Here is a 14,842-nt window from a genome sequence, read left to right as displayed (position 1 = left end):
GGGGATTATTCGGGCGCCGGGCCGGTTGATGATCGGTATACAGTCGAACAGTGACCGCATCGATCGTGTCTGAGAACTACCGCCCTGATCCTCACAGGTGGCGGGTGCTCTTTGTGCTCGTCCTCGCGATCTTCATGTCACTGATCAGTGTCAGCATCGTGAATGTGGCGCTCCCGTCCATCGCATCGTCGTTGGATGCGAGCCAGTCTGAGCTGCAATGGGTGCTCTCCGGTTACGCACTGACCTTTGGTGTGCTCCTGGTCGCGGCGGGCCGCGCGGGCGACATCTACGGCCGTGGAGCCCTGTTCATCACCGGGGTGGCCGTGTTCACCCTCTCGTCGATCGCTTCCGGATTCGCCACGGACGCTTTCTGGTTGAACATCGCGCGTGCGTTTCAGGGGATCGGCTCGGGCCTGCTCAGCCCCCAGGCGCTGGGGTTGATCCAGCAGTATTTCCGGGGCGCAGAACGTGGCCGTGCGTTCGGCATCTTCGGAGGCGCTGTCGGCATCTCGGTTGCCGTGGGTCCCCTCCTGGGCGGTCTTCTCATCGAGGCCGGTGGTGTCGAACAGGGGTGGCGTTGGACGTTTTTCGTGAACGTGCCGGTGGGGATCGCCGCCATCATCCTCGCGTGGCTCTGGCTCCCCAAACCTCTGCTGGGCCGAACCCCCCAATTCGATCCGACCGGAGCCCCTGTCCGCCGCGACCTCGACCCCATCGGTGCGATCCTTCTCGGCCTGGCAGTCTTCGCAGTGCTGTTGCCATTCGTCGAGGCCGAGCGACACCCGATCCTCTGGCTGTCGCTGCCGGCCGGAATCGGACTCACATTGCTCTGGCTGGCATGGGAACGTCGATATAAGAGGCGTGGACGCAGTCCCATGGTCGACCTGGCCATCTTTCGCACGAGAAGTTTTGCGAATGGCACATTGCTCATCAGCCTGTACTTCACCGGGGTCACCAGCGTCTGGGTGCTGGTGGCTCTCTACATGCAAGACGGACTCGGCCATTCGGCCCTCGAATCGGGTGTGGTCGGCCTGCCCAGTGCTGTTTTTTCGGCACTTGCGGCCGTGTGGGGTGGCCGGAATGTGACGAAGTTCGGCCGCATCGTGGTCATCAGCGGCATGTACAGTGCGATTGCCGGGCTGGTTCTGAGCATCCTCGTCGTCTTCCTGCACGACGCTGGACTTGCCAGCGAATGGTGGCTGCTGCTCAGCCTCGCATTCGTCGGGGCCGGCCAGGGATTGGTGATGAGCCCCAACCAGGCGCTCACTCTGGCCGAGGTGCCGTTGCGTTACGCCGGCAGTTCGGGTGGGATCATGCAGACGGGGCAGCGGATCGGCACCTCTGTGGGCATCGCGGTGATCACCGCGCTTGCGTTCGGAGTGCTTCCATTCACCAACTGGGCGGTCTCTTTCGGAGTGGGTTTCGTGGCGATCATCCTTGTTGTGGTGCTCGCCCTCCTCGTCGCCTATGCCGACCTGCGACAGCGCACACGCGGTCTGGTTCAGTGAAGGAACATGTCTCGCGGCGAATGGGCAGCGCTACTCGGCAACACGAGGCGCCTTTTTTCAGGCCTCTGGAAGAGCCTTGAAAGGCAGGAGCCGAGTGCCCGCGCCTACATAGCTCATGCCTATCAATGCCATAGTCGCTATCGACTTTTGGCCTGAAGCGAAGCGGATTAGGGTGAGTTTTATCGCATGAGCCAAAATGGCTACTGTATACTGTATATTCTTACCCGAGGCCAATGACGGGTGGGGAATGACAAATCCCAAGGGAGTGATTGTGGCGAAAAAAAGAACCACAGCGGCTATGGCGGCCGGAGTAATAGCTGTAATGGCACTGAGCGCTTGCGGCGGAGGGTCCCAAGGTGACTCTACGGGCAGTTCTGAAGCGCCAGCTGAAAGCCAGGCGGGCGGAACGGTTCATGTGCTCAACTCGACCACAGTTGAAACGTGGGATCCGCAACGCAACACTGAATCCGCCGCGTATAACTTCGCGATCCGCACATTTTGGCGCTCACTTACGACAGCAGAGCCTGGCACCGGAAAAATGGTCGGTGACCTAGCAACCGATGCCGGCAGCGTCTCTGACGATGGAAAGACGTGGACTTTCGATATTCGCGACGATGCGTTTTGGCAAGACGGTAAGCCTGTGACGTGTGACGACGTCAAGTACGGAATCTCGCGATCATTCGCGATCGACCAGATCACCGGTGGATCCACGTACGCAATGCGCTTCCTGGACATCCCCAAGGATGAGGAAGGCGCGAGCCTTTACAAGGGACCGTACAGCGGTGAAGGAAGTGAGCATTACGACAAGGCGGTCACCTGTGATGCCAATACGATTGCCTTTCACCTCGCCAAGCCGCAGTTCGACTTCCACCTGACTCTGTCGACGAGCGGCTTTATGGCCTACCGCAAGGACCAGGACCAGGGCGCGAAATCACTGCACACAGTATTTTCCGCTGGACCGTACATGATCAAAGATGAATGGAAGTCGGGTGCGGGAGGAACTTTCGTTCGAAATCCTTATTGGAAGGCCTCCGATCATGACGTCCGACTTGGCTTGCCCGACGAGATCGTCTTCGAAGAGGGCCTGTCTGAGGACGCACCCATCCAGCGGATCATCGCCAACAGCGGTAAGGATGCAGCCGCCGTCACGCTAGTTCCAGCCACGCCGGCGCAGCAACCACTCATCATGATGGATCAGAAGCTGATGGATCGAACGCTCATCGCTTCGCGCAGCGGTATCGACTTCCTTCAGCCGAATTACCGTAGCGAAACTATGAGCGACCCTGTGATTCGTCAGGCGCTGGCAGTCTCAACAAACCGCAGCGGCTATGCGCAGGCCCTCGGCGGGGAAGAGTTGTTCCCCCCGTCTTACAGCGTTCTCTACCCAGGGCTGGAAGCGTCATCGGATGAACCGCCATTCGGCGAACCGCTGACTGGGGACAGCGAGAAGGCAAAGTCGTTGTTGGAGTCGGCGAAAGTTAGTCTGCCGGTGAAAATCGAAGTTGCTTACAAAAAATCATCGACTTCTGATAAAGCGATGGCGGCTCTGGCCGAAGGATGGAAGGCCGCAGGGTTCGATGTGAAGTTGCAGGGAATTGCCGACAACTACTACTCGGTAGCAGCCAGCCCAGCGTCGGCAGACAAGTACGATGTTTTCTGGAACACGTGGGGCATTTCCTGGCCGTCCGCAGGGACGGTCGTTCCCAACCTGTTCGACAGTAGGATCAACCTCTCTGAAGCTGGCACACGCCTCGACTATGGATACTTCGACAACGCTGAGCTGAACGCCACGATGGATGAGGCGGCCTTCATCGTCGACGATAGCGAGCGTGAGCAGGCGTGGGGTGCGGTGTCATTAGCGATCGCTCGCGATGGCGGATACATTGCGCTCGCGGGGCAGACGGCTCTGCTTCCATACGGATCCTCTATCGATCTCGGCAGCGCGGGGGAGAGTGTGCCGGGCACAATCGAAATCGACTTTGCGGAGATCTCCGTCAAGTAGGTTCACGGCACGTTAGGCCGCCGACGAAGGCGTTGAAGGGAAGGAGGAAGAGGATGAGCGAATCGGGTCGGACGAAGTCTGTCTTGACACAATCTGCGCGAGTTTTGGACCCCAGTCTGAGCAGCACGGTTTCTCGTACTCAATTCGGCCTGTTCCTTCGACGCCTTCGTCGAGACCGACTCACCGTCGTTGCGATGGTGGTCTGCACGATCGTCGTTTTGGGCGCGGCGGGATCACCATTGCTTCAGCACTGGGGAGTCATCGACCCGATCGGCTTCAACTCCGAACTGGTCAAAGGCATTGGCTCTTTACCCGGGGGTGCGTGGGGCGGAATGTCGTGGGCCCATCCACTGGGCGTGGAGCCCGGTACGGGCCGCGACCTCCTCTCCCGAATCGTGTCGGGCCTCACCGTCTCAATGGCCGTCGCGATTCTCTCCAGCCTGCTGAGTCTCACCATTGGAACAGTGCTCGGTCTTATCGCCGGCCTGAGCAAGGGCAAAGTGGATTGGTTCATCAGCAGGCTGATTGACCTGGTGCTCAGCTTTCCGCAGTTGCTCATGTTGCTGACGCTCGCGCCGGTCCTTGTCGGTGTTCTCAATGAGCGACTCCACATTCCCGACGGACCGCCGTCGCAGATCGCATTCATGGTTCTGGTGCTCGGTGCATTCGGATGGCCGTACCCGGCGCGAATCGTACGCGGCCAGGTTCTTTCATTGAGGGAACGTGAGTTCGTGGAGGCTGCAGTCTCCCTCGGAGCAAGCAGGACATACCTCTACTTTCGGGAGATCCTTCCGCACCTTGCAGCGCCGCTGCTGATCTGCGCCACGCTGGTCATTCCGCAGTACATCGCCGCAGAGGCCACATTGGGATTCCTCGGGCTCGGGATCCAGGCGCCGACCGCATCGTTGGGCTCCATCTTGAACGATTCCGTTTCATACGCGTCGGTGATGCCCACCTACTTCCTCTTTCCGGGGCTGGTATTGGCCATCATCGTCTTGAGCTTCAACCTGCTCGGAGATGGTCTGCGCGACGTTCTTGACCCCAAAGACAATCGGAAGAGCTGATCGAAACGTGATTTCTCTCATTATCCGGCGTCTCGCGGCGGTGGTTGGCATGCTGTTCGTCATCAGCATCATCACGTTCGGGATCTTCTTCGCGGCGCCCAACGACCCGGCTTCTCTGACCTGCGGCCGCGAGTGCACTGTAGAGACGCTTGAAGCCAATCGGATAGCGATGGGCCTCGACAAGCCGATAACCGTGCAATACGCAAATATGGTGAAGGGGCTGTTCACCGATCGGTACTATCCCGATGATCCCGTCCTCCGCGAGCGGGCACCTGAGACAGTTGTCGTATGCGAGGCCCCGTGCTTGGGCTACTCCTTCCTTAAGCAGAAAGAAGTATCCAGCCTCGTGGCGGATGCCTTACCGGTAACTGTCTCCTTGGCGCTCGGTGCCTTCGTGCTATGGATGATCGTCGGTGTGGGAGCCGGAGTTCTCGCTGCGACACGGCGAGGCAGTTGGATAGACCGAGGCTTGGTCGGAGCAGCACTCATCGGATACTCACTCCCGACGTTCTTCGTCGGACTACTCTTTTTGACCTTCATCTCGATCCGCTGGGGGTGGTTGCCCATCCCCTACTACACACCCTTCGTCGAAGATCCCCTGGCCTGGGCCACGGGCCTCATCCTGCCGTGGTCGGCCCTAGCCGTCGTCCTGGCGGCGGGCTACGTTCGGCTCAGCCGCGCGTACATGATCGAATCGCTGGGCGAAGACTACATTCGAACAGCCAGGGCCAAGGGAGTCCGGGAGCGAAGCATCACCGTCAAGCATGCGCTGCGCGCCTCGCTGACGCCGGTTATCACTATGGCTGGCCTTGACCTGGGGGGGCTACTCGGCGGAATGATCGTCACGGAGCAGATCTTCGGCCTGCGCGGCCTTGGACAGCTGGCCATAGATGCCGTGACCAACGTTGACCTTCCGGTAATCGTCGCAGTTGTGCTCATCGCTGCAACCGCCTACACATTGGCAAACCTCGCCGTGGACTTGATCTACGGGATCATCGACCCGAGAGTGAGGCACGCATGAACACGATCGTGGCACCGTCGCTGACCACACCATCCAGAAAAGAGAATGAACCCCTGCTCACCCTGGACCGGTTGTCTGTGAGCTTCGAAACCCCCGATGGCACTGTTCGGGCGGTCAACGACGTGAGCTTCGAGGTTGCACATGGAGAGACGCTGGCGATCGTCGGCGAATCCGGTTCCGGAAAGTCGGTGACGGGGCAGGCGATTATGGGTCTGCACCGGAAGACCAACGGCACTGTGACAGGTTCGGTTCGGTTCAACGGCAGGGAACTGACCACCATGTCCGAACGAGAGCTGCGTCATATCCGGGGCAACGACATCGCAATGGTGTTTCAGGATCCGTTGTCGGCGTTCCACCCGTACTACACAATCGGGAATCAGATCATCGAGGCGATTCGATTGCATCGCCCGGTCTCTCGCCGCGTTGCGCGCGCCCGCGCCGTGGAGGTGCTCGATTTCGTTGGCATTCCCAGTCCCGGCACCCGGGTGGATGAGTATCCTCACCAGTTCTCCGGAGGGATGCGTCAACGCGCGATGATTGCCATGGCAATGGTGAACGAGCCCAAAGTTCTCATCGCTGACGAACCCACGACCGCACTCGACGTTACGATTCAACTGCAAATTCTGAACCTCATGGTTCAGGTCCAAGCTGAACTCGGTACGGCGATGATCATGGTCACCCACGACCTTGGAGTGGTCGGTGAGATTGCAGATCGAGTGCTGATTATGTATGCCGGCGCGGTGGCTGAAGTGGGTGAAGTCGAGAGAGTGATTGCCCAACCAGCGCACCCGTACACCGCTGGATTACTTGGATCGCTGCCACGCATCGACCTCCCGACTCAAAGGCGCTTGGAAGCCATCCCGGGAAGTCCACCGTCGATGCTCATGCCGCCCCCAGGATGCAAATTCCATCCCCGATGCGCGTTTCGGTCAGAAGAAGCGGGCTGTTTCACGACCGAACCGCAACTGACCCCGCACGCGGAAGGCCGCTCTGTGCGATGCTTCCTGCCGTTGACTCCAAAAACCACCGCTCGTGACACACAGGAACCAAGCCGCGATGTCTGAGCAAGCTACGATCAAAACGTCTGCAGCCGCCGAGCCCCTGCTCAAGGTGCGCGAATTGGAGAAGTTTTTCACGTTGCCGGGCAAGGGGCTTCTGCAGCGAAATGGCGCCACTGTCTACGCGGTGAATGGCATCAGTCTGGACGTTCACGCGGGTCGGACCCTCGGGGTGGTCGGCGAGTCCGGCTGTGGGAAGTCGACTGCGGGTCGAACCATCATGCGTCTACTCGAGCCGACAGGAGGGAAGATCGAGTTTGACGGGAGGGACATCACTCGGGTCAAGGGCGAGAGCCTGCGGATGCTGCGCAGACAGATGCAAATGGTCTTCCAGGACCCCAAGGGCTCGCTGAACTCCCGCCAGACCATCGGTACGATCCTCAGCGCTCCGTTCCGGATCCAGAAGGTCACCCCGCCGGGTGGAACGCGTCTGGCCATTCAAGACCTGATGGATCGCGTCGGCCTGAACCCGGAGCACTACAACCGGTATCCTCACGAATTCTCTGGGGGGCAGCAGCAACGGATCGGCGTTGCGCGTGCGATCGCCCTCAGCCCGAAACTCATCGTCTGTGATGAGCCGGTGTCGGCACTGGACGCATCGATTCAGGCTCAGGTCGTGAATCTGCTCAAAGACATCCAAGATGAGACCGGGGTCGCCTACGTCTTCATCGCGCACGACCTCGCAGTCGTGCGGCATATCGCGGATGAGGTCGCGGTCATGTACCTCGGGCAGATCATGGAGCGCGGCCCGATGGATGTCGTGTTCAACCGGCCGATGCACCCCTACACTCATGCGCTGCTCTCCGCGGTGCCGATCCTGGACCCAGCTGCCAGATCCCGGGAGCGAATCGTTCTGTCGCGGGATCTGCCGAGCCCTTTAGCTCCTCCTTCGGGGTGCGTGTTCAGGACACGGTGCCCGATCGCCCAAGACATCTGCGCCGTCGAGGCGCCACCGGTGACCGAACCGGAACCGGGGCATCTCATCGCCTGCCATTTTCCGTCGACCACTCCTCCCTCGACAAGCGCTTTGCCAATGCGCGTGATCCACACAAGCACCCAGAAGACGAACTGAAGGAAACAATGACGAAGTCTGCCGTTCTAGGCCTTGCAGAGACCCTGCTCCCCGAACTTGTCGCCCTCCGACGCGCGTTGCACCAGGTGCCGGAAATCGGTCTCGATCTGCCGAAGACGCAGAAGCTTCTCCTTGATGCTCTCGAAGGCCTGGGGCTCGAGATCACCGTTGGCCGGGAACTCAACTCAATCGTTGCGGTGCTGCGCGGGGAGAAAGAGGGCCCCGGTCGGGTCGTCCTCCTGCGTGGCGACATGGATGCACTGCCCGTGACTGAAGATTCTGGTGTCGACTACTCGAGCACTCATGAAGGCGCCATGCACGCCTGCGGTCACGATCTTCATTCCGCCGGTCTGGTGGGCGCGGCAAAAATCCTGTCCGCGATGCGGAAAGAGATCGCGGGTGACGTGATCTTCATGTTCCAGCCCGGCGAAGAGGATCCGGGCGGCGCGCTCCCGATGATCAACGAAGGCCTGCTCGAAGCGGCCGGGCGTCCAATCGACGCCGCCTACAGCGTCCACGTTCACACTCAGGGGCTCCCGTTCGGCGTATTCCGAAGCATGCCCGGGACAATCTGTGCTCACTGCGATGAATTCTCCGTGCGAGTGAAGGGCGCTGGCGGTCACGCCTCGGCGCCGGCTAGGTGTAAAGATCCGCTGCCGGCGGCGTGCGAAATGGTGCTTGCCCTTCAGGCGCAGATCACACGCTCCTTCAACATTTTCGACCCGTTGGTGTTGACCGTCGGCCGGTTCATCGGTGGCTCGAAGGACAACGTGATCCCCGAGGTCGTCGAATTCGGCGGAACGATCCGATCGTTCTCCGAATCGACCAGGTCGCTCATCGCCGAAATCGTGCCTCGCGTCGTGCGCGGAATCGCTGATGCGCACGGCCTTGAGGTGGAGATCGACTACGTACCCGGGTACCCGGGCTGCGTCAATGATCCGAACGAGTTCGAGTTCGCCAAAGATGTCGTCACAGACCTCTTCGGTGCCGAGAACTTCATTCAGAGCACGACCCCCGCGGGTAGCGGTGATGACTTCGCCTACGTCATGCAACATGCTCCCTCTGCCTACTTCGGGGTCGGAGCAGCGCTTGGCGACCACGAGAAGGCTGCGCCCGGACACTCCCCACAGGTCGTCTTCGACGACGCCATACTCGAGCGCACCTCGGCATTCCTCGCCGAGTTGGCCCTACGCCACTCCCGAGAAACCGCGTGAAGAAACAGAACTCCCGACTGCGTTGCCCCGTGGCGTCGGGATGACTGACTTTCGCCACGAATTTGTGACCAATTTCTACAATCGAGAAGGACGACATGACGCCTCCGCGCTGGTCTGCGACCCTGAGCAACAAGCTATTTCCTGAATTCCCTTGGTCGCATCTGGCGCCTTTGAGAAAGGTGGCGGGGTCTCACCCGGACGGCGTCGTGAATATGGCGATCGGGGCGCCCGTTGACCCGACGCCGGCGATCATCCGCGACGCGCTGGCGAAGGCTGCGGATGCTCCCGGCTATCCCGCCATCGCCGGCACAAGCGAGCTTCGCGAAGCAATTGTGAATTACTACTCCCGCAAAGGCGTGCGCTGTCTCGACGCCACAATGGTTCTTCCCACTATCGGATCCAAGGAAGCGATCGGGCAACTGCCCGCGTTTCTCGGACTGAACTCGAACGACACCATTACCTTTCCCGACATCGGCTACCCGACGTATGAGATCGGTGCGTTGGCTGTCGGCGCGACTCCGCACCGCTATTCAGACCCGATGGAGGTGGATACCGAGAATGTCGCTGTCTTCTGGATCAACTCACCCAGCAACCCTGAAGGTCGGATACTCGATGTTGCTGAACTGCGAACTCTGGTCTCGCGAGCGAGAGCAACGAAGACGCTGCTCGTCAGCGACGAATGCTATTTGGATTTCGGCTGGGATCGCCCCGCAGTCTCGATTCTGGATTCCGCGGTGTGCGACGACGATCCGACCGGGCTGTTGGTAATCAATTCGCTATCAAAAAGATCCAATCTTGCGGGCTACCGCGCTGGGTTCTTCGCAGGCGACCCCACACTGATCGCCGCGCTGCTGGATTATCGCCAGCACATGGGCCAGATGGTGCCAGGGCCGGTGCAGGCGGCAATGACCGCAGCACTTCTCGACGAAGACCACGTGCTCGTACAGCGAGAACTGTATCTGGATCGTCTCGCGAGCATCAAGCCTGCAGTGCTGGCAGCGGGCTTCACCGTTAAGTATTCCGAGGGCGGGCTCTACCTGTGGCTGAGCCGCGCCGGCGAAGACTGCTGGCAGATCGCCGACTGGTTCGCTCGCCTCGGAATCGTCTGTGTGCCCGGCGAAATCTACGGAACTTCTGGGCGCAACCATGTGCGCCTCTCACTCACCGCTTCAGATTCGGCTGTGGCGGAGGCCACCAGACGCCTTCGCGTCTGATCGGTGGATGTGAAAGTGCACGATTCGGAACGGCAAGAGGAGCAGCAATGACAGTCGCGGTGGTCAATATCGGCAGGTCCCACACCGGGAACTTCGCAGGGGAGTCGTTGGCAGGTGACGCGATCGTCATCAAGGACGGACGGATCGCATGGATAGGGCAAACCAGCGACGTCGCCAGCGGGGATCACCCGCAAACGATCGACGTGCGGGGGATGACTGTAATTCCCGGGCTGATCGACTCTCACGTGCACACGACCTTCGGTGACTACACGCCGCGGCAGAACACCGTCGGCTTCCTTGAAAGCTACGTTCACGGTGGCACCACGACCTCCATCTCCGCGTCAGAAGTTCACGTGCCGGGAAGGCCCACGGACGTGGTCGGGATCAAGGCACTCGCGATCGCAGCGCATCACAGCTACCGCAACTATTTTCCCGGAGGAATGACCGTGCACGGTGGCTCGGTGATTCTCGAGCCCGGTCTGAGCGACGCAGACTTCGTTGAGCTGAGACAAGCCGGTGTCTGGCTGGCGAAAGGTGGTTTCGGGGCGTTCAACAGCCCCGAGGAGTACATCCCCATGGTTCATTCCGCACGGAAGGCCGGCATCGTCGTGATGTGTCATTCTGGCGGCGGATCGATTCCGGGCAGCATGGACAAGATCGCTGTCGATGTGCTGCTCGAGATGAACCCGAATATCGCTGGGCACATCAACGGCGGACCCACGTCGCTGACCCCAGAGGAGAACGCGAGGATCGTCAGTGAGAGTGATGAAATCGCCCTGCAGCTCGTTCATGCCGGCAACCTGCGGTCGGCAATTGACATCGCTGAGCAGGCATTGCAGCAAGCCCAGTTTCACCGGATCATGATTGCCACCGACACTCCGACAGGGACCGGCGTGATTCCGCTCGGCATGCTCCGTCAAATGGCGGAGTTGTGTTCTCTGGGTCCGCTCACTCCAGAACAGGCCGTGAGCGCAGCCACCGGAAACGTCAGCGCTGTGTACGGACTGGAGGAAGGGCTGCTGGAAGTCGGCCGACCCGCAAACCTCGTGGCGCTCGATGCCCCGCTCGGGTCACGCGCAGATTCGGCGTTCGATGCGCTCGCGATCGGGGACCTGCCGGCGGTGACGATGGTGATCTCGCGGGGTGAGCTGCGTGTCACCAGAAGTCGCAACACGCCAGCCGGCAAGCGAGCGGTTGCGCTGGACTGACCCGAACATCCTGTGGTGGCCTGCGGCTAGCGGTGGCTTCGTGCCTCCGCGATGATCTTCTCACGAAGCCACCGATGGCCCGGATCATCCGAGCGCCGGGGGTGCCAATAGATGGTCTGGGTGATGGACGACAAGGGGATTGGGGATTCGAAGAAGCGCAGTTCCACGAAGTCCGCCATGACCCGACCCAGGCGCTCATGAATCATGGAGATGAAGTTGCTTTCAGCGACGAGCAAGGGGACGACGACAAAACTCTCCGTTGTCATCTCGACGTTGAGCGCCACGCCCAAGGCGTCAAACTGTCGGTCGACATTGGATCGCGCCCCGTCGGAACGATAGGCAAGATACGACAGCTGGCTGAACTTCTCTACCGTGAGGTCATCCACGTCGGTATTCTTGGCGCTCGCCATGCCGATGAATCGGTCCTTGAAGAGATTCACCCCGACCAGATCATCAAGATCTCCGATGACCTCTCTGGGGGCGATGATCAGATCGATTCGGCCCTGCCGGAGATCCTCGACATGACTGGCCAATACCGGTTGGATCTCGAGGTGCAATTCCGTGGAGAAGGCGAGTTCGGTGACGAGCTTTTTCAGCAGCACCAGGGTGATGTAATCCGTGGTCGCCACAATGAACTGACGCGCGTCTGTGCGGGGGTCGAAGGTGGGTCGCGCCGACAGCGTCTGTTCGATATCTCGGAGGATCTCGGCAACAGGCTCCACCAGGCTCTGAGCGAGCGGGGTGAGAACGAGCTTTCGTCCGGCCCGAACCATGAGCGGGTCATCCAGAAGGTACCGCAGGCGAGAGAGCGATGCGCTCATCGACGGTTGACTGATCGACATCCGGGCGGCGGCTGCGGTGACCTGGCACTCTTCCAAGAGGTAGTGCAGACTGACCAAGAGGTTCAGGTCGACCCGTCGCAAATCGACACGTCGCGTTGCCGGTCCACCTCGTGACGCATCCATTCTCGTCGACCCCTGTTCTTGTGTCGATTTGGTCGACCCACTCAACGCTGCATACCCCAAAAGCTTAACATGTCGCCACTGCACCACCCGTGCCAGCTTGCCGGCTGGGCCCCTGCGCACCAGAGGCGGGGTCGGCCACCGCAAGTGGTGCGTATTCTGAACGCCGGTGAAGCGCCGCGCAGAAGAACACAGCGATTCGAAGAGCCCTACGCTAGAGGACGTCGCGCTCGAAGCGCGCTGCCCCATCGTTCGAATCCGCGGAGGATAGAAGCCGACTATGTCGCTCATAGGAAACATCGTCTTCCTCGGCCCGGGGTGGGCACGATTGAATAGTGGCAAGACTTTGGAAAGGCAGTGTCACGTCAATGAACTATGCAATTCGTAATTGGGTGAGTCACGTGGAGGAAGTGCATCATGACGGCGGAGAGCCTCTGGCCGAACCGCTTCTGAAGGCCGCAGTGGGGGTCCTTTTTGCGAACCCGTTCGCCGGCCGCTACGAAAAGGATCTCTCACCACTCATCTCCCCCAGCCCACAGCTCGGCCGTGAACTGGGCCGACGTGCTCTCAAATTGCTCGATGGGCGCGCGGCCGCGAGCTACGGCAAGGGCGGCATCGTCGGGGTGAATGGCGAGCAGGAGCACGTTGTCGCCTGCGTCACCTCGGTCTTCGGCGACGCATTGCGCGAAACTGTCGGTGGCGGCGAGGCCTGGGTTTCGTCGGTCACCAAGGTCGGCGCGGCCGGCACCAGCATCGATCTTCCGCTGGCGCACAAGGACGCGCTCTATGTCCGTTCACACTATGACGCCATCACCCTCGTCGCCCCAGATGGGCCTCGGCCCGATGAAATCATGATCTGCGTGGCGGTGTCCACCGGCGCCCGAGTTCATGAGCGCTCCGGAGGACTCCTCCCCAGCGAGATACAAGGTGGCGGCCTTCGATGAGCGTGATCACGCTCACAGACCAGTCCCCAGCCGGCGTGGCGGAGTGGGCAAAGAACCACGATTGGCAGCTCATCATCGGAGGTGAGCGCCGCCCAGCCATCAGCGGACGGCGCTTCGACAACCCCAGCCCGGTGACCGGCGACATCATCTGCCAGGTGCCGGACGGCGACGCGGACGACGTCGAGGCCGCATTCGAACAGGGCCGAATCGCCGCCATCGAGTGGGGCCGGCGTTCCGTTCGTGAGCGCGGAGCCATTGTTCGCGAGCTGGGGCGAATTGCACGAGAGCACCGCTCGGAGTTGGCGGCTCTCGACGCCGTCGACGTGGGCAACACCTATTCCTCGATGATGCCTGATGTCGACTTCGGGATCGACATGATCGACTTCATGGCCGACATGGCATCCGCCTTGGGTGGGGAGACGCTGCCCGCCACCAACACCCATCTTCACTACACGCTGCGGGAACCCTACGGAGTCGTCGCGCGCATCGTTGCGTTCAACCACCCGGTGAGCTTCGCTCTTCAGAAGATAGCCGCACCGCTCGTTGCGGGCAACGCGGTCATTCTGAAGCCCTCAGACGTGAGCCCCCTGTCGGCGCTGCGGATGGGGGAGCTCTTCTCGGAGGTGCTGCCGAAGGGCCTGCTGAGCGTTCTGGTCGGGAAGGGTGCCGATCTTCCGCGGGCAATCGTGCGGCACCCGGAGATCAAACGGATCGGTTTCATCGGCAGCGTCCAGACCGGCCGATCGATCCAGCGCGAAGCCGCCGAACACACTCTCAAGGACATCACCTTGGAGCTCGGGGGCAAGAACGCCATGATCGTGTGCCCTGATGCGGATCCGAAAGAGGCCGCAGCAGGCGCTGTCAAAGGCATGAACTTCATGGGCTGGCAGAGCCAGTCGTGCAGTTCCACGACGCGACTGCTCGTCCACGAGTCCATCGCGGATGAGGTGGTCGCCGAATTGCTGAGCATCATCAGACAGATTCGTATCGGTGACCCGCTCTCTCCAGACACCCAGATGGGCACCCTCGCGAGCGAGCCCCAATACAAGAAATCACTCGACTACATCCAGGTCGCGCTGGACGAAGGGGCCGAGCTCATTGCCGGCGGCAAATACCCGGAGCAGCTGCCGGAGGGGCCGGGGTACTACCTCGAGCCGACGGTGTTCGACCATGTCTCGCCCCAGATGCGGATTGCGCAAGAAGAGGTCTTCGGCCCGATTCTCTCGGTGATCCGCTGGTCCGATGAGGCCGAGGCCCTTGCCATCGCGAACGGTGTGGACTTCGGACTCACCGCTGCGGTGTGGACGAATGACGTGAAGCGGGCGCATCGACTGGCCCATCAACTCACCTGCGGCTACGTCTGGATCAATGACACGGCCGCACATTTCGCGGGCACCCCGTTCGGCGGCATCAGCAATTCAGGCGTCGGCCGGGAAGAAAGCGTCGAGGAGCTCGTCAGCTACACGCGCCAGAAGACCATCCACATGTTACTGGGGCAGTGAAAACCGCCTGAACTGGTGTGCGCCTGTTCACGACTCCCCATCCGGAGTGCGGAGGTGGCGCGCTCGAGCATCT

The 14,842-nt window shown here is 60.8% G+C and carries 12 protein-coding genes; 11 read left to right on the top strand and 1 reads right to left on the bottom strand.

Translation table 11 applies throughout. From position 1 onward, the window contains the following. Positions 1-50 precede the first annotated feature (50 nt). The 9 genes from DL891_RS09650 to DL891_RS09610 all read left to right on the top strand — a co-directional run bounded on the left by DL891_RS09650 (position 51) and on the right by DL891_RS09610 (position 11,361). Complete coding sequence (locus tag DL891_RS09650) at positions 51-1,508, top strand: MFS transporter (RefSeq protein WP_111720228.1); 1,458 nt, start codon at positions 51-53, stop codon at positions 1,506-1,508. 247 nt (positions 1,509-1,755) lie between these two features. After that, positions 1,756-3,510 carry an ABC transporter substrate-binding protein gene (locus DL891_RS09645; protein ID WP_157962465.1) on the top strand — a complete coding sequence of 585 codons (1,755 nt, stop codon included), beginning with the start codon at positions 1,756-1,758 and terminating at the stop codon, positions 3,508-3,510. A 194-nt stretch (positions 3,511-3,704) separates the two neighbouring features. Beyond that, positions 3,705-4,574: an ABC transporter permease gene (locus tag DL891_RS09640; protein ID WP_157962464.1), complete on the top strand. Its 870-nt coding sequence runs from the start codon at positions 3,705-3,707 to the stop codon at positions 4,572-4,574. A 7-nt stretch (positions 4,575-4,581) separates the two neighbouring features. Then, positions 4,582-5,595, top strand: coding sequence for an ABC transporter permease (locus DL891_RS09635; protein ID WP_111720225.1), 1,014 nt, complete (start codon positions 4,582-4,584; stop codon positions 5,593-5,595). Continuing rightward, positions 5,592-6,659, top strand: a complete 1,068-nt coding sequence (locus DL891_RS09630) for an ABC transporter ATP-binding protein (protein ID WP_111720224.1) — start codon at positions 5,592-5,594, stop codon at positions 6,657-6,659. The genes DL891_RS09635 and DL891_RS09630 overlap by 4 nt, the downstream gene beginning before the upstream one ends. Beyond that, positions 6,652-7,725 (top strand): ABC transporter ATP-binding protein, encoded by a 1,074-nt coding sequence (locus DL891_RS09625; RefSeq protein ID WP_111720223.1) that lies wholly within the window; start codon positions 6,652-6,654, stop codon positions 7,723-7,725. Before DL891_RS09630 ends, DL891_RS09625 begins: the two co-directional genes overlap by 8 nt. Before the next feature lie 8 nt (positions 7,726-7,733). Next, complete coding sequence (locus tag DL891_RS09620; RefSeq protein WP_111720222.1) at positions 7,734-8,939, top strand: M20 family metallopeptidase; 1,206 nt, start codon at positions 7,734-7,736, stop codon at positions 8,937-8,939. A 95-nt stretch (positions 8,940-9,034) separates the two neighbouring features. After that, positions 9,035-10,153 carry a succinyldiaminopimelate transaminase gene (dapC, locus tag DL891_RS09615; protein WP_111720221.1) on the top strand — a complete coding sequence of 373 codons (1,119 nt, stop codon included), beginning with the start codon at positions 9,035-9,037 and terminating at the stop codon, positions 10,151-10,153. A 47-nt stretch (positions 10,154-10,200) separates the two neighbouring features. Continuing rightward, positions 10,201-11,361 (top strand): amidohydrolase family protein, encoded by a 1,161-nt coding sequence (locus DL891_RS09610; protein WP_111720220.1) that lies wholly within the window; start codon positions 10,201-10,203, stop codon positions 11,359-11,361. A 26-nt stretch (positions 11,362-11,387) separates the two neighbouring features. Here the strand turns inward: DL891_RS09610 and DL891_RS09605 are convergent, their stop codons facing one another. Next, entirely contained in the window at positions 11,388-12,326 is a 939-nt protein-coding gene (locus DL891_RS09605) for a LysR family transcriptional regulator (RefSeq protein WP_198668838.1), read from the bottom strand. Positions 12,327-12,691: 365 nt separating this feature from the next. Here DL891_RS09605 and DL891_RS09600 point away from each other — a divergent pair, with 365 nt between their 5' ends. Then, positions 12,692-13,267 (top strand): amino acid synthesis family protein, encoded by a 576-nt coding sequence (locus tag DL891_RS09600; protein WP_111720218.1) that lies wholly within the window; start codon positions 12,692-12,694, stop codon positions 13,265-13,267. Continuing rightward, the gene (locus DL891_RS09595; RefSeq protein ID WP_111720217.1) at positions 13,264-14,769 is read left to right on the top strand and encodes an aldehyde dehydrogenase family protein; all 1,506 of its coding nucleotides are present in this window, start codon (positions 13,264-13,266) and stop codon (positions 14,767-14,769) included. Before DL891_RS09600 ends, DL891_RS09595 begins: the two co-directional genes overlap by 4 nt. Positions 14,770-14,842 lie beyond the last annotated feature (73 nt).

The organism is Homoserinimonas sp. OAct 916 (assembly GCF_003260275.1).
In the GTDB taxonomy this organism is placed as follows: Bacteria; Actinomycetota; Actinomycetes; order Actinomycetales; family Microbacteriaceae; genus OACT-916.
The sequence above is the reverse complement of the archived record's forward strand: the minus strand, read 5'-3'. Positions and strand labels throughout refer to the sequence as shown.